Source organism: Neokomagataea anthophila (genome assembly GCF_018122595.1).
GTDB classification, from domain to species: Bacteria; Pseudomonadota; Alphaproteobacteria; order Acetobacterales; family Acetobacteraceae; genus Gluconobacter; species Gluconobacter anthophilus.
The window spans coordinates 492,603-510,574 of the sequence record NZ_JAGRQH010000001.1 but is presented as its reverse complement, the minus strand read 5'-3'; the positions used below and the strand labels follow the sequence as shown (position 1 = coordinate 510,574).

At 53.3% G+C, this 17,972-nt stretch carries 16 protein-coding genes and 1 tRNA gene; 10 read left to right on the top strand and 7 right to left on the bottom strand.

What is annotated here, in order from left to right; genetic code table 11:
• The first annotated feature begins 12 nt into the window (after positions 1 to 12).
• The 4 genes from KB213_RS02270 (at position 13) to KB213_RS02255 (ending at position 4,842) form a co-directional block, all read left to right on the top strand.
• Positions 13 to 2,406: a TonB-dependent receptor gene (locus tag KB213_RS02270; protein ID WP_211680433.1), complete on the top strand. Its 2,394-nt coding sequence runs from the start codon at positions 13 to 15 to the stop codon at positions 2,404 to 2,406.
• A 2-nt stretch (positions 2,407 to 2,408) separates the two neighbouring features.
• The gene (locus KB213_RS02265) at positions 2,409 to 3,602 is read left to right on the top strand and encodes a phosphotransferase enzyme family protein (protein WP_211680432.1); all 1,194 of its coding nucleotides are present in this window, start codon (positions 2,409 to 2,411) and stop codon (positions 3,600 to 3,602) included.
• A gap of 10 nt (positions 3,603 to 3,612) precedes the next feature.
• Complete coding sequence (pnuC, locus tag KB213_RS02260) at positions 3,613 to 4,194, top strand: nicotinamide riboside transporter PnuC (protein WP_211680431.1); 582 nt, start codon at positions 3,613 to 3,615, stop codon at positions 4,192 to 4,194.
• A 123-nt stretch (positions 4,195 to 4,317) separates the two neighbouring features.
• Complete coding sequence (locus tag KB213_RS02255; protein WP_211680430.1) at positions 4,318 to 4,842, top strand: hypothetical protein; 525 nt, start codon at positions 4,318 to 4,320, stop codon at positions 4,840 to 4,842.
• A gap of 261 nt (positions 4,843 to 5,103) precedes the next feature.
• Here the strand turns inward: KB213_RS02255 and KB213_RS02250 are convergent, their stop codons facing one another.
• The 4 genes from KB213_RS02250 to KB213_RS02235 all read right to left on the bottom strand — a co-directional run bounded on the left by KB213_RS02250 (position 5,104) and on the right by KB213_RS02235 (position 9,354).
• On the bottom strand, positions 5,104 to 7,290 hold the full coding sequence (locus KB213_RS02250) for a pyrroloquinoline quinone-dependent dehydrogenase (RefSeq protein ID WP_068173348.1): 2,187 nt from the start codon (positions 7,288 to 7,290) through the stop codon (positions 5,104 to 5,106).
• Positions 7,290 to 7,691, bottom strand: a complete 402-nt coding sequence (locus KB213_RS02245; protein WP_211680429.1) for a glycerol dehydrogenase — start codon at positions 7,689 to 7,691, stop codon at positions 7,290 to 7,292. Before KB213_RS02245 ends, KB213_RS02250 begins: the two co-directional genes overlap by 1 nt.
• 111 nt (positions 7,692 to 7,802) lie before the next feature.
• Positions 7,803 to 8,375, bottom strand: coding sequence for a TetR/AcrR family transcriptional regulator (locus KB213_RS02240; RefSeq protein ID WP_211680428.1), 573 nt, complete (start codon positions 8,373 to 8,375; stop codon positions 7,803 to 7,805).
• A 529-nt stretch (positions 8,376 to 8,904) separates the two neighbouring features.
• On the bottom strand, positions 8,905 to 9,354 hold the full coding sequence (locus KB213_RS02235; RefSeq protein WP_211680427.1) for a methylated-DNA--[protein]-cysteine S-methyltransferase: 450 nt from the start codon (positions 9,352 to 9,354) through the stop codon (positions 8,905 to 8,907).
• Between the two features lie 569 nt (positions 9,355 to 9,923).
• Here KB213_RS02235 and mnmE point away from each other — a divergent pair.
• The 6 genes from mnmE (at position 9,924) to KB213_RS02205 (ending at position 15,490) form a co-directional block, all read left to right on the top strand.
• Positions 9,924 to 11,219 (top strand): tRNA uridine-5-carboxymethylaminomethyl(34) synthesis GTPase MnmE, encoded by a 1,296-nt coding sequence (gene mnmE, locus KB213_RS02230; protein ID WP_211680426.1) that lies wholly within the window; start codon positions 9,924 to 9,926, stop codon positions 11,217 to 11,219.
• Positions 11,220 to 11,222: 3 nt separating this feature from the next.
• Positions 11,223 to 13,079, top strand: a complete 1,857-nt coding sequence (mnmG, locus tag KB213_RS02225; protein ID WP_211680425.1) for a tRNA uridine-5-carboxymethylaminomethyl(34) synthesis enzyme MnmG — start codon at positions 11,223 to 11,225, stop codon at positions 13,077 to 13,079.
• Positions 13,079 to 13,663, top strand: a complete 585-nt coding sequence (gene rsmG, locus KB213_RS02220; RefSeq protein ID WP_211680424.1) for a 16S rRNA (guanine(527)-N(7))-methyltransferase RsmG — start codon at positions 13,079 to 13,081, stop codon at positions 13,661 to 13,663. Before mnmG ends, rsmG begins: the two co-directional genes overlap by 1 nt.
• Positions 13,650 to 14,450, top strand: coding sequence for a ParA family protein (locus KB213_RS02215; RefSeq protein WP_068173373.1), 801 nt, complete (start codon positions 13,650 to 13,652; stop codon positions 14,448 to 14,450). Before rsmG ends, KB213_RS02215 begins: the two co-directional genes overlap by 14 nt.
• 4 nt (positions 14,451 to 14,454) lie before the next feature.
• On the top strand, positions 14,455 to 15,327 hold the full coding sequence (locus KB213_RS02210; protein WP_211680423.1) for a ParB/RepB/Spo0J family partition protein: 873 nt from the start codon (positions 14,455 to 14,457) through the stop codon (positions 15,325 to 15,327).
• Between the two features lie 87 nt (positions 15,328 to 15,414).
• Positions 15,415 to 15,490 (top strand) — tRNA-Lys (locus KB213_RS02205).
• Positions 15,491 to 15,533: 43 nt separating this feature from the next.
• Here the strand turns inward: KB213_RS02205 and KB213_RS02200 are convergent.
• From KB213_RS02200 to queG, 3 genes are all read right to left on the bottom strand, one after another.
• The gene (locus KB213_RS02200; RefSeq protein ID WP_211680422.1) at positions 15,534 to 16,367 is read right to left on the bottom strand and encodes a TerB family tellurite resistance protein; all 834 of its coding nucleotides are present in this window, start codon (positions 16,365 to 16,367) and stop codon (positions 15,534 to 15,536) included.
• A gap of 25 nt (positions 16,368 to 16,392) precedes the next feature.
• Positions 16,393 to 16,623 (bottom strand): ribbon-helix-helix domain-containing protein, encoded by a 231-nt coding sequence (locus tag KB213_RS02195; RefSeq protein WP_068173367.1) that lies wholly within the window; start codon positions 16,621 to 16,623, stop codon positions 16,393 to 16,395.
• Positions 16,624 to 16,800: 177 nt separating this feature from the next.
• Positions 16,801 to 17,886 (bottom strand): tRNA epoxyqueuosine(34) reductase QueG, encoded by a 1,086-nt coding sequence (queG, locus tag KB213_RS02190; RefSeq protein ID WP_211680421.1) that lies wholly within the window; start codon positions 17,884 to 17,886, stop codon positions 16,801 to 16,803.
• Between the last annotated feature and the right edge of the window lie 86 nt (positions 17,887 to 17,972).

The window sequence follows — 17,972 nt, the reverse complement described above, 5'->3', positions numbered from 1 at the left end:
GTGGTGGTAGTGATGTTCGGTAAAAAGGTCTCCCGCTCACGAAAAACGAACATTTTGGCAGGTGTATCGGCCTTGTCGATGTTAGTATCGGTGACGGCTCAGGCTGCTGAACAGGTTTCGCCGAAGACGTCTAAAGCACGGAGCGTGGAAGCTTCTCACGTTGAAAAGGTGACGGTTGAGGGGTTCGCAGATCGTAATCAAGGGCATCAGCCGGGCGGTGGTTTGATCCATCCGCAATCGGGGGTGAAGTCCGTCAGTACGGTGGGGCAGGATTACATTATGAAGCAAGCGCCAATGGCGACGGCGTTTCAGCTTGTGTCGTTATTGCCTGGGGCGAATGTCTCTACGTCGGACCCAATGGGTTTCTCACCGAATACCGATATTACGGTGCGTGGTTTGAGCAATGATTCCATTGGTTATGTTTTGGAAGGCATGCCGCTGAATGATGTGTCCGCTTATAGCGGCACGCCGAGCCAGTTTGCGGATAGTGAGAATTATCAAGAGATCGCGCTGGCGCAGGGTTCTGCGGATTTGAATAGTCCGGTGCTGAATGCGGTTGGTGGGTTGATTAATATGACCTTCCGGGACCCTGCACAAAAGGCGGGCGGATACGCTGCGGTATCGTATGGCTCATATAATACCAATCGTGAGTTTTTACGCTTGGATACGGGGGATATTGGGCATTCGGGTGTGCGTGGGTTTATTTCATATTCGCATGGCGCGACGGATAATTGGCGCGGGCCTGGGCGGGATAAGAAGCAGCATGTTGATTTTAAGCTGCTGAAGGAATGGGGTGAAGGAAGCCGCGCTGCGCTTGTGGGGTCGTTTAATACGACGATTACCAGTTGGTACCCAGAGCCGACAATGGCCACATGGAAGTCGGACGGCATTGGTGGGCAGAATAACCTTCTGGCGCATTATGACGCGCAGAACGCTGAAAATGGTGTGAATTACTGGCGTTTATGGCGTGATGGGGAGCGCACACTTTATGGGGGCGCGCCCGTGCATGTGCGCCTGAACGCGCATTGGTCCGTTGATGCTGAAGCCTATGCGCAGATGGCTTATGGGAATTGGCCGGGCGGCAGCACGCTCTCTGAAACGGGCGTGTATCAAGGGACACAGCCTGTCCCCGGCACATTGAACCTGTCGAACACGGTTGATGGTGTTGGGGTTGTACGGGCGGATTATACGCAGCGGAGTTACCGCTCCGGCTTTACGACGACGGTGCATTATAAGCGCGGCTGGAATGATGTTCTGCTGGGTTATTGGTATGATTATGGGGATGATAACCAGCAGCAGCCCTTCACGTCCGTGCAAGCGAATGGGGTAGCGCCGGATATTTGGGCTGAGAAAGCCTCGTATGTTGTGCATATGCCCAATGGTCAGGCGCTGTTGGGAGATAGCTTCCACACAATTTCGCAGACCAATGCGTTGTTTGTGGGGGACCATATGAGCCTATGGGGTGATCGCTTGGCGGTGGATGTGGGGTTGAAGGCGGTGATGATGCGCCGTTTTGGGACGAACTCTATGCCCGGCCCGCAATATCATGCGATTTCAAACAGCTTTGAGCCATTGCCGCGTTTGGGTGTGCGGTGGCGCATTGATAATGCCAATCAGCTTTTTATGAATGTGGCCACGAACTTCCGGGCACCGACGGAATCCGCTTTGTATAATAGCTATGATCCGGGGTCTGGTTCTGTGCTGACGCAGGGCGCGACGCATGTGCAGAATGAATATTCGATTTCGGAAGAGCTGGGGTACCGCCGGACGGGGCGTTGGTTGATTGGGAGCCTGACGCTGTTCAATTACAATTTTACGAACCGTCAGATTCAGACGCAGGCTGTGCAGAATGGCTCTGTGATTAACACCACGTTAAACGCTGGTGGGCAGACGACGCGCGGTGTGGATGTAGAGATGGGGCTGCGCCCGTGGCACCATCTGGCGCCTTATGTATCGGGGGAATACCTCCATGCAACGGTGGATAGCAACATTGTGGCGGGGGATGATTATGTGCCGACGCGCGGTAAGCGTGCGGTGCGGAGCCCAACCCTACAGGCGGCCGCTGGGCTGACGTATGATGATGGGCATATTTTTGGTGTGGCGACGGTGCGTTATACGGGCCATCAATATGCGACCTTCATGAATGATGAGCGGATGCCGGATCATACGACGGGTGATTTGGCGATTGGGTATCGTTTCTCGGATCATCTGCATTTGCAGCAGCCAACGTTGCGGATGAATTTTATGAACATCACCAACCAGCATTATCTCTCTGGTGTGGCAAGTCCGACCTTGAACGCGAAGGATGTGACGGGCGTTTCGGGCACGACGATTTCTGGAAGTGCGCCGAGTTACTTTATTGGTGGTGGGTTTGCAGCGCTCTTTACGGCATCGACTGGGTTTTAAGGATGGTGGATCTGCGGTGTGGTGAGGGGTCTGTAGTTGCGGAGGGGGAAGCCTCTCCCGACGTGCATTATGTGCATGGGTTAGGGACTGCACCGCAGCAATCTGACTGGCCGGCATTGTGTGAAAGCGAACTCTCAGCACTGTTAGAGCAGTTTTATGATGTGGGCGCCTTGCGGGAGATTTCGTGGCACAGTCCGCGGCCTTTCTCCTCAGCTGCGCGGATTAAAACGACGAAGGGCGTTTTTTTCATGAAGCGCCATGCGGCAGCGCTGCGGAGCCAAGAGGATATTTTAGAGGAACATCGTTTTATCCGCTTTTTGGCAGGAAAGCAGATCCCTGTGGTGCGGCTGGTGCCGAGCCGTAATGGAGAGACGGCTCTTGCTCTCCATCGGTGGACGTATGAGTTGCACTATATGGGGCGGGGTGAAGATGTATATCGTGACCATACATCTTGGACGCCGTTTATACGGTGGGAGCATGCGTATCAGGCTGGAGAGATGTTGGCGCGGCTGCATGGTGCGTCTTATTTGTATGGGGCACCGGCTCGTTCTACGAGGCTGCTTATCACGAATGCACGTCTTTTTGGGCAGGTAGACCCTATGGCGGCGCTGGAGCGTGCGGTGGTGGAACAGCCTGCGGTGGGCGAGTATTTAGATCAGCATATGTGGCGTACTGACGTGTTGGAGCGTGTTGTGCAACCGTTTCACGTGGCAGCGTATCAGGCGTTGCAGCGGGGACCTGTGGTGTGGGGACATGGGGATTGGCATGGCTCGAATGCCTTATGGTCTTCCGCAGGGGGAGATGCGCAGATGAGCACGGTGCTTGATTTTGGGCTGGCGGATCGGAGTTCGGCCTTTTTGGATGTTGCGGTCGCTTTAGAGCGCAGCATGGTGTCGTGGTTGGATATGGAAGGGGGGCAAGAACCTGTTGCACAATTGGAGCATGTGACGGCGTTTTTGAGGGGATATGCTGGGGTGTCCGGCTGGGGGGATGCAGAGTGTTCGGCTGTAGCGGATGTGCTTCCCATTGCTCATGCTGATTTCTCAGTAAGTGAGATCGATTTTTTTTATGGAATACTGAAGAATATCGATAATGCGGATTTGGCCTATCAAGGGTACCTCTTAGGGCATGCAGATTGGTTTCAGTCATCGGAGGGAAAGAGGCTTTTGCGTCATATACGGCAGGTAAATCTTTAAGGATAACGCTATGTCTTGGTTGGAACTGCTGGGCGTTATCGCGAATGTTTTAGGCGTGTGGTTTACGGTGCGGCGGAGTATGTGGTGCTGGCCTATCGGATTGGTTGGTGTCTTTGTTTATTGCTATCAGTTTTTGTTATGGAAACTGTACAGTGATATGGGGCTGCAAATTTTCTATGCTGTGATGTTGTTTTACGGTTGGTGGGCATGGGCACGTGCGGGGCAGAAAGATGCCGAATATGGCTTGATGGTGCAGCCAGCGCAGAGGGGGAGGTTTGCGTTGGAAGGCGTTGTGACGCTGCTTCTCTCTTTTATTTTGGGGTATGGATTACGTTTTTATACGGATGACCCGATGCCATGGGGGGATGCTGGGCTGACATGTTTTAGTCTGTTGGCTTCGTTATGGGCAGCGCGGCGTCATTGGGAAAACTGGGCGCTGTGGATTGTGGTGGATACGCTGTATGCGGTGGCCTTTTTTTGGCGGCACGACCTGCTTACCGCAGGGCTGTATGTAATGTTTGCCGTTCTTGCAGCTTATGGGATGCGTGATTGGCGGCGTGAGGTGAAGGCTGCTGGTGGTGCTAAGGTTTGAGTAATGTATTTGAAAATAAAAAATTAAATATGTTTTGGGGTATATCATATTTTTTCTATATGGACTGATTTGGTGAATTTTTTTTATTTATAAAACGATAAAATTTAAATAATGGAAAATAAAATGACTAAAAGAAAAAGTTCTTTTATTTATCGTAGTAAAAAATTTTACGCGATAATAAGTTCAGAAATACGGGGAGGGAATAATTTTTCTAGCAATGGATGGGCAATATACACTGATCGAAAGTATGCAACACCTCAATGGATTGGTGAAAACTTTCGACGTGCTTTGCACACAAGCGACGATATGAACGAACACCTTCAGTATCATCCAGAAGATAGAGAAAGCATCACAGAAAAAAGCAATCAAGCTTTTTATGACTTCTGGGAGAAGATCGTTGAGGACTTTCAAATCAAAGATTGGCGGACGGCTGTCATTCGAACAGCTCGTGTATTTTCCAGCTGGGACTATGAAAATACAGATCAAATCGAGCTAACGGCCACACGTGGCAGTGGTGGTGGCCACGGGGCTTGGGATTTGGATAAGAATGATGGAAAGATTTTTCATGCCTCCATTCATGATACGGATGAAGTGATTGGTGAGGTGGTGTTGAAAGCGTTTGGTGCGTGTAAACCCAATTATGCCTGAATGTCGGTGAGTGTCATTCGGACATTCTAAACGTGTATTCTCCCTCTGTTTTTATAAGCATATGTGCTTTCGTGTTGAGGCAAGCGCAACGTGCCTATACTCAAAGTTTTTATTTGATTGAGCGTGCCTTTTGAGGCGAACGGATCTTTTGGAGAAGAGCCGTTAATCATCGCGCAATGCGGCGCGAATAAATGGATTGTTTGGCCCCTATATGGGGTGCCCTGCTGTCTCTGAATGGAGAGAGAGCAGGGCGTTTGACGTTTAGTGGGTTGTTTGCGGCAGGGCGTAGACGACGAGGTCATCTGTTACGGGGGTCATCATGAAGTGATGGCCGCCTGCCATGATGGCGAGGTATTGCCGCCCTTTATATTCATACGTCATCGGGGTGGCTTGTCCGCCACCGGGGAGGACATCGCTCCAGACGGTTTTGCCTGTTTTCATATCAATGGCGCGGATTTGGTTATCCGTTGCCGCAGCGACGAAGACGAGGCCACCTGCTGTGATGATTGGGCCGCCGTTATTAGGGGTGCCAATCTTGAGGGGTAGGTAGGTGGGGAGGCCAAAGGGGCCGTTGGCGCGTGCGGTGCCGAGTGGTGTTTGCCACAAGACTTTGCGGGTGTGCATGTCGATGGCGGTAATGGCGCCATAGGGTGGTTTGTTGCACATCATGCCGGTGAATTGATCCCAGAATGGCGTAACGACAATGCCATAAGGTGTATCAGCCTGTGCGCCATTGCCCTCTGCACCGCCAGATTTGGCGTTGAAATAGGGGGAATCAATGGGGCGCATCCCTAATTTATCCGCATGGCGGCGGGTCACTAACTGGTCATACATGGGGGTGTTGTTCCAGTTGGCAATCAGGATGCCGGTTTTGGCATCATAGGCCATGCTGCCCCAGTCAGAACCGCCATTATAGCCGGGATATTCGATGGATGGTTTATCGACGCCCGGTGCCGTGAATTCACCCTGATACCGTGCGCGACGGAATTTGATGCGGCAGAAGAGTTGATCAATGGGGGACATGCCCCACATGTCGCTCTCTTTAAGGTCTGGGAAGCCCAGCCGTGGCATGCCGGTTGACCAGGGTTGCGTTGGTGCGCGTGGGTCATTGGGGATGTTCCCGGCAGGGGCAGGACGTTCTTCTACCGGCAGGAGGGGCTTGCCTGTTGCGCGGTCGAGCACGAAGGTTTGGCCGCGTTTGGTCGGGACAATCAGTGCTGGAACAGGGCCGTGCTCGCTTGGGAAGTCAAATTTGGTGACTTGGGAGCCGATATCATAATCCCATACGTCTTTATGGACCGTTTGGAAGACCCAGCGCGGTGAGCCGGTTTTGACATCAATGGCGACGATGGAGGAAGAAACCGCGTTTTCCTCCGGTGTACGCAGGGCAGAGTAGTAATCGGCTGCGGAGTTACCGGTTGGGACATAAACGAGGCCGAGAGCATTATCGCCTGTCATGGCGGCCCATGAATTGGGGGTGCCGCGGCTGTAATGCTGGCCGGGGGCGGGTTGGCTGTGGTCATTGGGACGGTTGACGTCCCACGCCCAGAGGAACTTCCCGCTCTCCGCATCATAACCACGAATGACGCCGGAAGGAGCCCATCGTCTTTGCCCGTCGAGCACTTCTTGGTTGGTGACGATCACGCCATTCACGATAGGGGGTGGAGCTGTTTCGGACACAAAGCCCGGGACAGATTCACCCATGCCCTGCATGAGGTTGATTTGCCCGTTGAAGCCGAAGGCTTTGCACGCTTGGCCAGTATCGGCATCCACGGAGATCAGGCGTTCATCCAGTGTGGCTTCGACAATGCGATTATGGCAGGGTTGGCCTTCGGGGATAGTGGAGGATGTGTAGTACACCACGCTTTTACAGGCCGCAGTGTACGGGATGGACTGGAACTTTTCGCCCACATTGAAGCGCCAGATTTCACGCCCAGTTGCGGGATCGAGCTTCATCATGTCGTTCATGGCAGAGCACATATAGAGCCCGTCCCCCACTTTGATGGGGGTGGTTTCTGCGGCCCATTTATTGGCTTGGCCGGGGGCTGGCTTGCTGCCGGTATGGTAGATGAAGGCGCGTTGTAATTGCCCGACATTGGCCGGGGTAATTTGCGCTAATGGTGAATAGCGTGAGGCATCATCATCTCGCCCATAGGCTGACCAATCTTCTGGAGCAGGGGCGGCGCTCTGTTGGGGGACCATGGCGGGAACGGTCGCCGGGTCCATGGAGGGATCATCTGGTAGGTTGGCTGCGTTTACGCCGGGCGCTTGAGGCGCGTAGGGGGAAGGGGCGTTAAAGGTGGGGTTCAGGGATGGCCCGCTCTCTTGAGGGGTATCTCCGGGGATGGAGGATGTGTGCTCTGAGGCGACCTGTGCATAGGCCAGAGGGGTCAAAGCCGTGCAGGCGGCGAGAGAGAGGGCGCTGGCCAAGAAAAGAGATGTGCGCATCAGAATGCTGCTCCTGACTGCGAGGTGGTGTTTGATGCAGTGCGTGTCAGGTCCCGTTTTTTGAGTGTTGGGATGATGAACAGCACCAAAATGGCGAGGATTGAAGGGCCAAAAAGGCGCGGGAGCAGGCCCCACCCATCAAAGCCGACTTCCCAGAAAGACCAAATAGCTGTGCCGAGCCATGCAAGTAGGTAGGCTGTGGCCCCTAATGTTCGGCCCAGTAGGATTAAAATGCCAGCAATAACAACAACAAGGCCGCATAGGGCATAATACCATGACCCGCCTAGTGAGATGAGGTCTGCCCCCAAAATCACCATAGGAAGGCCGAGAAGTGTGATAACCCCGCCTAAGACAACGGCGCACCAGTCACCGGGGTGGCTGGGCCAGCGCATGTTGGACATGAGGACCTCCTGCAATGTGATTCCGTGAGGATGCGGTATTTGGAGGTTTATTTCTAATGATATTTTATAGTGTAACGTTCTTTTGACGGTTTTGTTGTAATGTTGTCATGGTTATTTAACGGATAGTGTATTTGCTAAAAGTTTTTCTAATGAAATTGGAGTTAGTGGTTGGGGAGTTAGGGTCTGTAATTGCCCATCAATGGCGAGGATAGCGAGGCCATGTACTTTTGCCCATGCTGAAGCCATGTGTGCGGCTTTGTCGAGTGGGGATGAGGGGGCGTGTTCAGATGGTAGAGCCGCGAGGCAGGAGAGTGCTTTTTCAGAAGCATTTTTGAGGTCTGGTGTGGTATGATCAATCGAATCGTTACGAAACATCAGTGTAAATAAGCCGGGATTGGCAATAGAGAAGCGTATGTAAGCGAGGCCAATATCACGCATTGTTTTGTGTGTTGTGTTGGACATAGCTGCTGCGAGTTCATTGAAGCCAATGGCGGCAAGAGCACTTAGAACGCCAGAAAGATTTCCGAAATGCGGCGTGGCTGCTGTGGCTGAAACGCCAGCATGGCGTGTGATGGCGCGTAATTTGAGGGCGGCAATGCCGTCTTGTTCAAGGAGTACGCGGGCAGAATGGAGCAGCGTGCTGGGGAGGTCCCCGTGATGATAGCGTAATTTGGTCTCGGTCATGGAGGCATCTTTACGGTGTAAAAATTGACATATGCAAGGGATGCATGAATCTTTTCACTGTAAAGATTTGGTATTTTAAATATGGCGTGGCTATTTTCGTATGCTGTTCTTGGGTGAGTTTTGTGTATGGCTGATGATGTGGGATGTATGATCGTCATCAGCTATATCGTGGCATTATGCGTCGTGTATTTTGTGCTTATCGACGTTTTTTGGTGTTTCAAAGCACGTAAATTTATCCTGATTTTGGTGGTTTTACGGCTATTATATCCCGTCAGGTCGAAAAGTAGTCTTTTCTCTGCTCTGAGTGCTTGAGGCGTATAATATGTAGGCGCTGCTGACAATTGCAGTGTTAAGGAGTGTGAGTGTCTGACCTTGCAGAAGAAGGGGGCATCAACTGGTAACACGCCCGCAGCGCTTGGTGCCGAATAATGTTGTGCGTGCTTTGTCGTTTTTATCCCTCAGTATGTTACTGAGGGCAGGATATAATGGCGATGGTTGGGGGGTGTTCTCGATAGTCTTCAGCCATTCTTTAATCGTCGGGCTGCTCAAGGTTGAGGAGAATTTTTTTATCGTCAATGCCATTCATGCCGGAATAACCACCAAGGCCTGAGCGACCGATAATCCGATGGCATGGAATGAGAATAGGGATAGGGTTTGCCCCTGCAGCGCCACCGATTGAGCGCGCTGATCCGCCATATTTGGAGGCAAAGTCAGAGTAGTAGCGTGTGGTGCCGTAGGGGATATTGAGTAGCCCTGCCCAGATTTTCTTTTGGTAGTCTGTTCCGTATGGATTGAAGGGGAGGTCACTGAAATCAACGGCTTCCCGGTCAAAATAGCGTTCTAAGCGGTCCCGAACCGTGGTGAGGAGCGGAGTTTCCTCTTGGTCACGGCCCCAGCCCCAGTCGAGCGCAACGATTTTATGGTCGTCTTCGCTGATGGTGAGTGCGCCAAGGGGGGAGTGGCATGAAAGTTGGGGCATGGGGGAGGGTACTTGTCTCTGTGGAGTTGGTCGTGAGGATTATAAAGGGTGATGGGCTGTTGGTCATCTCTCTTGCGTGAGTAAGGGGGTATTTGGGCATAGGGGAAGCGGAGTGATGTATAATTTTTTATGAATCATGACGTCCCGGTGGATGCATCTTAACGTAGAGAGCGTTGGGCTAAGGAACCATGACCTATAAAGCACAGTCGTTTTACGGAAGAGCCGATATATAAAGGCTCTGTATGTGTAGGAGGTGGTGTGGAAAGTGCCATCCCATCAATCACACTCTATTATTATGAGTTCAGTCTCTGGGTGTCTTTTTGACGGAATAAAATCTTTAAAATCATGTTGGGTTACGGACCTGAGCCTATTAATAGATGCAGGTTTTGCGGCGTTTTTGTCTAAAAAAAGAAAGTCTCAAATTATACGTTTCGTCTTAGTCACGCATGACCAATCATCCGTTGGCTGATGATGCTTTGGCGGGCATGGGGTAAGCAGGGATATAAAATATCTGTGCCGAGGTGAGGGTTTTGGTTTTCCCTTGGGCGGAGGTGCATTAGAGAACGCGTATGGCTAATCCAGATTTCAACGATTCCGATGTGATTTTTGCACTTGCGACCGGCGCAGGGCGTGGGGCGATTGCGGTGATGCGCGCCAGTGGCTCGGGGAGTGACCGCGTTTTGTCTACTTTGGCGGGGGGCTTGCCAGAAGCACGGCGGGCGAGTTTGCGCCGGTTGAAGCATGAAGGCGATGTGTTGGATGAGGCGGTGGTTCTGCGTTTCCCGGGGCCAGGGTCCTACACGGGAGAGGATGGGTTTGAACTGCATTTGCATGCGGGGCCAGCTATTGTGGCGCGTGTTGCGGATGCGTTGACAGCATTGGGCGCTCGTCCTGCGGAACCGGGCGAGTTTACACGGCGTGCAGTGCAAAATGGCCGTATGGATCTCTTGCAGGCAGAGGCGATTTCGGACCTTGTCGAGGCGGAGACGGAGAGTCAGCGTCGTCAGGCTTTGCGGCAAGCGGATGGAGCGTTGAGTCAGTTATATGATGGCTGGGCTGAGCGGTTGCGTATTGTGGTGGCTCACCAAGAAGCATTGATTGATTTCCCGGACGAAGACTTGCCAGAAAGCGTAGAAGAGGGGCTGCTCAACACGATTAATGCGCTTCATACGGAGATGAGTGCGCATTTGCAGGATAATCGTGGGGAGTTGATGCGCGCCGGGATCACTGTGGTGATCGCAGGGGCGCCGAATGTTGGTAAGTCTAGTTTGCTCAATGCGTTGTCTGGGATGGATGCCGCGATTGTGACGCACCGGGCTGGGACGACGCGGGATGCCATTGCGTTGGATTGGGTTCTGGATGGTGTGAAGCTACGTTTGGTCGATACGGCGGGCTTGCGTGAAACGGATGATGAAATTGAGGCCGAGGGGATACGGCGTGCATTGTTTCACGTGAAACAGGCCGATATCGTTTTGCACTTGAGTGGCCCGGAAGATGACGTTGAGGCATTGAGTGCAGATGAAATTGCTGTGCGAACGAAAATCGACATCGCACCAGCTCCTGATGGCATGCTAGGGATCAGCACAAAGACGGCGGCGGGGCTTTCAACGTTGCGTATTGTTTTGAGTGAGCGTGTGGCGGCCTTGACGGCAGGCGCTGCGGCACCACCTCTAACGCGCGCACGGCACCGGGCTGGAATACAAGAGGCTGCGCAGTACTTGGCTCGTGCATTAGATGCAGACTGGCCGGAGTTGCGTGGTGAAGAATTACGTCTGGCATTACGTTCTTTGGGGCGTTTGACGGGCCATGTGGATGTCGAATCACTGCTCGATGCAATTTTCGGGCAGTTTTGTATCGGGAAGTGACGTTTGACGGATTTTGATGTCATCGTAATCGGTGGTGGCCATGCTGGGTGTGAGGCTGCCGCGTCTGCTGCGCGCTATGGTGCGCGGACGGTGTTGTTGACGCATCGTTTAGAGACGGTTGGTGCCATGTCCTGTAATCCTGCGATTGGTGGGATTGGGAAGGGCCATCTGGTGCGTGAGATTGATGCGCTGGACGGCTTGATGGGTAAGGCCGCAGATCGGGCCGGTATTCACTTTAAACTGTTGAACCGCTCGAAGGGGCCTGCGGTGCAGGGGCCGCGTGCGCAGGCTGACCGCTCTTTGTATCGCACGGCGATTCAGGAGTTATTGGCTGAGACATCTGGTTTGCAGATCATTGAAGGGGCTGTGGCAGATGTCACGGTTGATGATGGTCGTGTGACGGGTGTGGTGTGTGAAGATGGACGTGTGTTCCGTGCGCCGTCCGTTGTGTTGACCAGCGGTACGTTTTTGCGCGGCGTGATTCATATTGGTCATAGCGCGCAGGCGGCCGGGCGTATTGGTGAAGAACCAGCAACCATTTTGGGTGAGCGTTTAGAAAAGCTCGGCCTGATGATGGGGCGTTTGAAAACAGGAACGCCGCCACGGATTGCGCGCGATAGTATCGCGTGGGATGCGTTGGATGAAGATAAGGGTGATGCCGTTCCAGAGCCGTTTAGTGTTCTGACGCAGGGGATTACGAACCCTCAGCTGTCGTGCCGTATTAGCCAGACGACGGAAAAGACGCATCAGGTTATCCGCGATAACCTGCATTTATCGGCAATGTATGGTGGAGCAATTGCGGGGCGTGGGCCGCGCTATTGCCCATCGATCGAAGATAAGATTGTGCGTTTTGCTGAGCGTAATGCCCATCAGGTCTTCTTAGAGCCAGAAGCACTGCCGGGGAATCCGGGTGGAGATTTGGTGTATCCGAACGGGATTAGCACTAGTCTACCGGCGGATGTGCAAGCGCAGATGATTGCGACCATGCCGGGGTTGGAAAATGCGCGTATTGTGACGGCAGGTTATGCTGTTGAATATGACTATGTTGATCCCCGTGAGCTTTTGCCGACCTTGGAAGTGCGGCGTTTGCCCGGTTTGTATCTGGCGGGACAGATTAATGGCACGACGGGGTATGAAGAAGCAGGCGCGCAAGGTCTTTTGGCGGGGTTGAATGCAGCCCGTGCGGCCGGTGGTAGTGATGCTTTTGTGTTGGACCGCAGTGAAGCCTATTTGGGCGTCATGGTGGATGATCTGACGTTGCATGGCATTAGTGAGCCGTATCGGATGTTCACGTCTCGGGCGGAGTATCGTTTAAGTTTGCGTGCAGATAATGCGGATATTCGTCTGACCCCGAAGGGGATTGCGGCGGGGTGTGTTGGCACTGAGCGCCAAGCGGCACATGAGGCGTTATTGGCTGATATTGGTGCGGCATCAGCCAAGGCTACGGAATCAAGCTTCTTGCCGCAGCAATTGCGTGATGCAGGGCTTGAAGTGTCTTTGGATGGTCGCCGTCGTTCGTTGCATGACGTGTTGGCAGCGCAGGGATCGAAAGCAGATTTGCAGAGTTTGGCACCGTGGTTTTTGGAGTTGTCCCCCCGTGTGAAGCGCCATTTGGAAACAGAAGCGCGTTATGGTGGGTATTTGCAGCGGCAAGAGCGTGAAATTCGTCAATTAGCTGCTGAAACAGCCATTACGTTGCCGGTTGATTTGGACTATTACAGCGTTGGTGGCTTAAGCAATGAGATGCAGGAACGTTTAGCGGCGGCTAAACCGACCAGCTTCGCAGCAGCTCAACGTGTCCGTGGTGTAACGCCTGCGGCGCTGGTTGCCTTGTTGGCGCATCTGAAGGGGGCGGCGTGATGGTTGAAGTTTCACGTGAAACACAGGAGAAGTTGGAGCATTTTGCTGCGCTTTTGACGCAGTGGAATGCACGCATTAATCTTGTGAGCCCGCGTGACCTTGTCCATTTATGGCCGCGTCATATTGAAGATAGTTTGCAGCTGGCGGCTCTTGTGCCGGAAAATGCACGTATTACCGATCTTGGTTCGGGCGGTGGGTTCCCTGGGATTATCCTAGCGATTGCTACCGGGCTTCCTGTGACATTGGTTGAATCAGATCAGCGTAAATGTGCGTTTTTGCGTGAAGCTGCGCGGGAATGTGGTGTTAAGGTGCAGGTCGTTGCGAAGCGTATCGAGACGGTATCTTTGGAGCCGGCCGATGTTGTGACGGCCCGAGCATTAGCACCGATGGAGCGTTTGCTCGGCTGGGCGCGTCCACTCTTGAAGCCCGAAGGTTTTTGCCTTTTTCTGAAGGGCGCGAAGGCGCCAGAGGAACTGACCGAAGCACAGCGGGACTGGCATCTCTCCACTGAGATTTTTAATAGCCGTACTGCCGAAGGCGGCGTCATCATCAAGGTTTGTGATTTTCAGCGTGTCACTCGATAAGCAATCAACAACACCCCGTATCATTGCAATCACCAATCAGAAGGGTGGCGTTGGTAAAACGACGACGGCCATCAATCTGGCTGCTGCTTTAGCCGAAAAGCAGCGTGTTTTATTGGTTGACCTTGACCCACAAGGCAATGCCTCCACCGGTCTTGGGGTGGAGTATGATCAACGCTCAACAGGCACTTATGCTGCGTTGACGTGTGAAGCAGAGCCTCAAGACTTGCCGCAGGAAACGGCTCTGCCGAACCTGTCGATCATCACGGCCAATAGTGATTTGGCGGGTGCTGAGATCGAACTCATTGGCGATGAGCGTCGGGAGTATCGTCTGCGGGATGCGTTGCATGCCTTGGGCGGGCAGTATGATACTGTTCTGATCGATTGCCCGCCAAGTTTGGGGCTGCTTACGCTCAATGCGTTGGTTGCGTCGGACAGTGTTTTGGTGCCGTTGCAGTGTGAGTTCTTCGCACTGGAAGGGATCAGCCAATTGGTAAAAACGGTGGATCGTGTGCGCCGTGCGTTCAATGCGGATCTTCAATTAGAAGGTATTGTATTGACCATGTATGACCGTCGGAACAATCTCTCTGAATTGGTTGCGCAGGATGCGCGCGGCTTCTTTGGGGATAAGGTTTATGAGACGTTGATCCCACGGAATATCCGTATCTCAGAAGCACAGAGTCATGGGACAACGGTTCTGAATTATGATGCCCGTTCGACGGGGGCTGCGGCGTATCGTGCGCTGGGTCAGGAACTGATTCAGCGTCATGAAGCGCGAGTAAAGGCATAACGCGATGGCAAAAAAAGACACCATGCCGCGCTTAGGGCGCGGTCTTGCGGCATTGCTTGGGGAGCAGGCTCCTCAATTAGCGCAGGCAACGCGTACGGGCGGGGTAAGCCACTCTTATAGTTCTTTGTCGGTTGATGTTCTGGCGCCAAGCCCGTTCCAGCCGCGCAAGGATATGAACTCGGCACGGCTGGAAGAGCTGGCGGTATCGATCCGTTCGCGTGGGGTGTTACAGCCATTATTGGTGCGGCCTAATCCTGAGAAGGATGGGCATTATCAGATCATCGCGGGTGAGCGGCGTTGGCGTGCCGCTCAGCAGGCGGGGCTGCATGATGTGCCGGTTCATATTCGTGAGCTTGATGATATGGATGCCATGGCTGCGGCTTTGGTGGAAAACCTTCAGCGTGCTGATCTGAACCCTATCGAAGAAGCGGAAGGTTTGCAGCGCCTTTTGACGGATTATGTTCTGACGCAAGAAGAACTAGCGGGAGCTGTTGGTAAGTCCCGGCCGCATATTGCGAACATGCTCCGTTTGCTGAAGTTGCCGCAGGAAGTGCGCCATCATGTCCGTGAAGGGCGTTTGAGTGCGGGGCATGCGCGGGCATTATTAACGCATCCAAAGCCAGAAGAAGTGGCGCAGGTTGTGTTGGATAAGCAGTTAAATGTGCGGCAGACGGAAGCGTTGGTCGCTGCGAAGGATGTTGAGTCGGTTATTCCGAAAGAGCGAGACTTAGAGATTGTTCGTTTGGAAGAGAGCTTAGCGACCCGTTTGGGGCTAAAGGTTGATATTGCTTATGATGGGAAGAAGGGTGGCTCTTTGAAGATTAGCTATCGTTCTTTGGAGCAGTTTGAGGCCCTGATGCGCTTGCTGAACGCGTAAGGTATTTTTTGTAAGAAAATTGAAAAAAACACTTGCCTTCTGGTGTGAGAATCACTTATAAGCCCTCTAACAGGAAGGCAACACCTTGGGCACATAGCTCAGTTGGTAGAGCAGCTGACTCTTAATCAGCGGGTCCAAGGTTCGAGCCCTTGTGTGCCCACCAAGTTGTTGCCTCCGGTCTTTCCCTTAAAATTAGAAATTATGCTTTAGAGCTGACGATCTCGCTTGATCTGGTCCCATGCGGCATTGATCTGCGCGACGCGGTCTTGTGCTTTTTTGCGTTGTGCATCGGTCATAGGTTTTTGCGCGAGTACATCCGGGTGATGTTCGCGGATGAGTTTGCGCCATTGTTGCCGTACGTCTTGATCACTGGCAGAGCGTGATAAGCCGAGGATGCGGTAAGCATCAAAGCCATTGCTATTGGGTTGGGCGCGTGTTTGCCCGCTTTCAGCGCGTTCCCATGCGCCGGCCGAGAGGCCAAAGGCAGCGTGAACACGTTTGAGGAAATCAATCTCTTTAGGGTGTAGGATTTGTGTTTTTCCAGCATCTGCCCGTGCGATGCGGAAGAGTGCTGTTAAGAGATGCTCGAGCGGTGTTTTGTCTTGCGTATAGGCCTTGCCCATTTCGCGCGCGTACATTTCAAAGTCATCCGTGCGATCACGGGCGCGGTCAAAGAGCATGCCGACTTCGCGGACGTTGTCCGGCGGGAACTGGAAGCAGGTCTTGAAAGCGTTGATTTCTGCGCGGTTTACCGGAGCATCAATTTTGGCCAATTTGGCGCAAAGCGCGACTAGGCCAATAGCGTAGAGCTGATCATTTTTTCCGAGTGCTGCAGCAACCTTGGCTGCGGCAAAGAAAGCTGCACTGTTAGGGTCTGGCCGTCCTTTGGTGGCGAAGCGTTCGCTAAACCCGCCGCTTTTGGGGTTGAGGAGAGAGCCGCTATCCGCAGCGTGCCCAAGGGCGCCTCCCATTAAAGCACCAAATGGCCCGCCGACAGCGAACCCAGCTACACTTCCGAAAAGTTTGCCCCAAACACTCATACAATTAGCCTAGCATGCAATGGCGTTACAGCAAATCAACCTGTTGAGGGGTGCGCCATAGAAGGGCGGCAACCCGTAAGGCGGAGGCTAATGGCCGTTCCGGTGTGCGTTGTGCGTCGATCTCAGCCACGAGAGCTGTGAAGCTTAAACGGCGTGATGCTGCGATTTGGTCCAAAACATACCAGAATTCGGGCTCTAGAGCGACAGAGGTGCGATGCCCGGTGAGGGAGAGGCTGCGCTTTACCAAGAGGCTCATGGGAATGTGTCTCCTGTGAGGAGGGTGATGTGGTGAGGTGTTGTGGTTTTTTCTGGAAACAAGAACCACAGCATTTTTGTATCTTCCGGGGGAATAGGTTCGGCAAAGATTATGCTTTTTGAAAGTCTTTTGTCTCTTTTCTTTCGTGCTTAGAGGTGGGGGTGTTGAGGTTAGTGTTTATTCTAAAAGATCAGAGCTGTGCGGTTGGGTGAGGCGCGTTGTGGCCCATGTGGCGGTTTCTGCGATATCTGGGTCTGGGTCCGCACGTAAGGCTTGAGCGGTGGGGATGAGGTGTTGATCGGCGGAATTGCCGATGGCAATGAGGACGTTCCGTACGAAGCGATTGCGCCCGATGCGTTTGATGGGGGAGCCGCTGAAGACGCGCCGGAAGGCAGGGTCATCAAGGGTGGCGAGTTCGGCCAGTTTGGGGGCGGTGAGGTCTTCACGGGCTTGGAGTTTGATGTGGTGCCCAGTTTCAGCGAAGCGGTTCCAGGGGCAGGCGGAGAGGCAATCATCGCAGCCATAAATACGGTTTCCCATGAGGGGGCGTAAATCGTGCGGGATGGGGCCTTTATGTTCAATGGTGAGGTAAGAGATGCAGCGGCGTGCATCCATGCGGTAGGGGCCGATAAACGCGTTTGTGGGGCATGCTGTGAGGCAGCGGGAGCAACTACCGCAACCGCCGCCTTGTGGGCGTGAGGGCGTGAGATCGAGGGTGGTGTAGATCTCTCCCAAGAGCATCCATGAGCCATGTGTACGAGAGACGAGGCAGGTATGTTTTCCTTGCCAGCCAAGATGGGCTTTTTCTGCCAGGGCGCGTTCCGAGACGGGGGCAGTATCGACGAAGACTTTGACCTGCGTACCGTCTCCTCCCATGCGGACCATGAATTGCGCGAGGTGTTTGAGCATTCCCTTGATGACGTCGTGATAATCCCGGTTGCGGGCATAGACGGAGATGAGGCCTTGATCGGTTTTAGAGAGGGCTTCACGGGGGTCATGGTCGGGGGCGTAAGACAGGCCGAGGGAGACGACAGAGCGAACTTCAGGCCATAAAACGGTGGGCTGTGCGCGTTGTTCGATGCGTGTTTCCATCCACTCCATGGTGCCGTGATAGCCTGCGCCGACAAAGGCTTTGAGGCCTTCTTCAATGGATGGGTCTAGGTTGGCTTGGCAGAAGCCTATGGCGTCAAACCCAAGATGTTGGGCATGTTCCGCGATACGATCTTCAAGGCTGTGTTTGGAGGATAGCGAAGGCTGGCTCATGGGCGCTTATATTACTGAAACTGGCCCGTGGATGCACCAGAGGAATGGGGGCTTTTAAACGTACGAACAGGAGATAATTATTATTA

Excerpts from the sequence above, each read along its gene's own strand:
- KB213_RS02270 (WP_211680433.1), top strand. The coding sequence starts at position 13 with ATGTTCGGTAAAAAGGTCTCCCGCTCACGAAAAACGAACATTTTGGCA.
- KB213_RS02265 (WP_211680432.1), top strand. The coding sequence starts at position 2,409 with ATGGTGGATCTGCGGTGTGGTGAGGGGTCTGTAGTTGCGGAGGGGGAA.
- pnuC (WP_211680431.1), top strand. The coding sequence starts at position 3,613 with ATGTCTTGGTTGGAACTGCTGGGCGTTATCGCGAATGTTTTAGGCGTG.
- KB213_RS02255 (WP_211680430.1), top strand. The coding sequence starts at position 4,318 with ATGACTAAAAGAAAAAGTTCTTTTATTTATCGTAGTAAAAAATTTTAC.
- KB213_RS02250 (WP_068173348.1), bottom strand. The coding sequence starts at position 7,290 with ATGCGCACATCTCTTTTCTTGGCCAGCGCCCTCTCTCTCGCCGCCTGC.
- KB213_RS02245 (WP_211680429.1), bottom strand. The coding sequence starts at position 7,691 with ATGTCCAACATGCGCTGGCCCAGCCACCCCGGTGACTGGTGCGCCGTT.
- KB213_RS02240 (WP_211680428.1), bottom strand. The coding sequence starts at position 8,375 with ATGACCGAGACCAAATTACGCTATCATCACGGGGACCTCCCCAGCACG.
- KB213_RS02235 (WP_211680427.1), bottom strand. The coding sequence starts at position 9,354 with ATGCCCCAACTTTCATGCCACTCCCCCCTTGGCGCACTCACCATCAGC.
- mnmE (WP_211680426.1), top strand. The coding sequence starts at position 9,924 with ATGGCTAATCCAGATTTCAACGATTCCGATGTGATTTTTGCACTTGCG.
- rsmG (WP_211680424.1), top strand. The coding sequence starts at position 13,079 with ATGGTTGAAGTTTCACGTGAAACACAGGAGAAGTTGGAGCATTTTGCT.
- KB213_RS02210 (WP_211680423.1), top strand. The coding sequence starts at position 14,455 with ATGGCAAAAAAAGACACCATGCCGCGCTTAGGGCGCGGTCTTGCGGCA.
- KB213_RS02200 (WP_211680422.1), bottom strand. The coding sequence starts at position 16,367 with ATGAGTGTTTGGGGCAAACTTTTCGGAAGTGTAGCTGGGTTCGCTGTC.
- KB213_RS02195 (WP_068173367.1), bottom strand. The coding sequence starts at position 16,623 with ATGAGCCTCTTGGTAAAGCGCAGCCTCTCCCTCACCGGGCATCGCACC.
- queG (WP_211680421.1), bottom strand. The coding sequence starts at position 17,886 with ATGAGCCAGCCTTCGCTATCCTCCAAACACAGCCTTGAAGATCGTATC.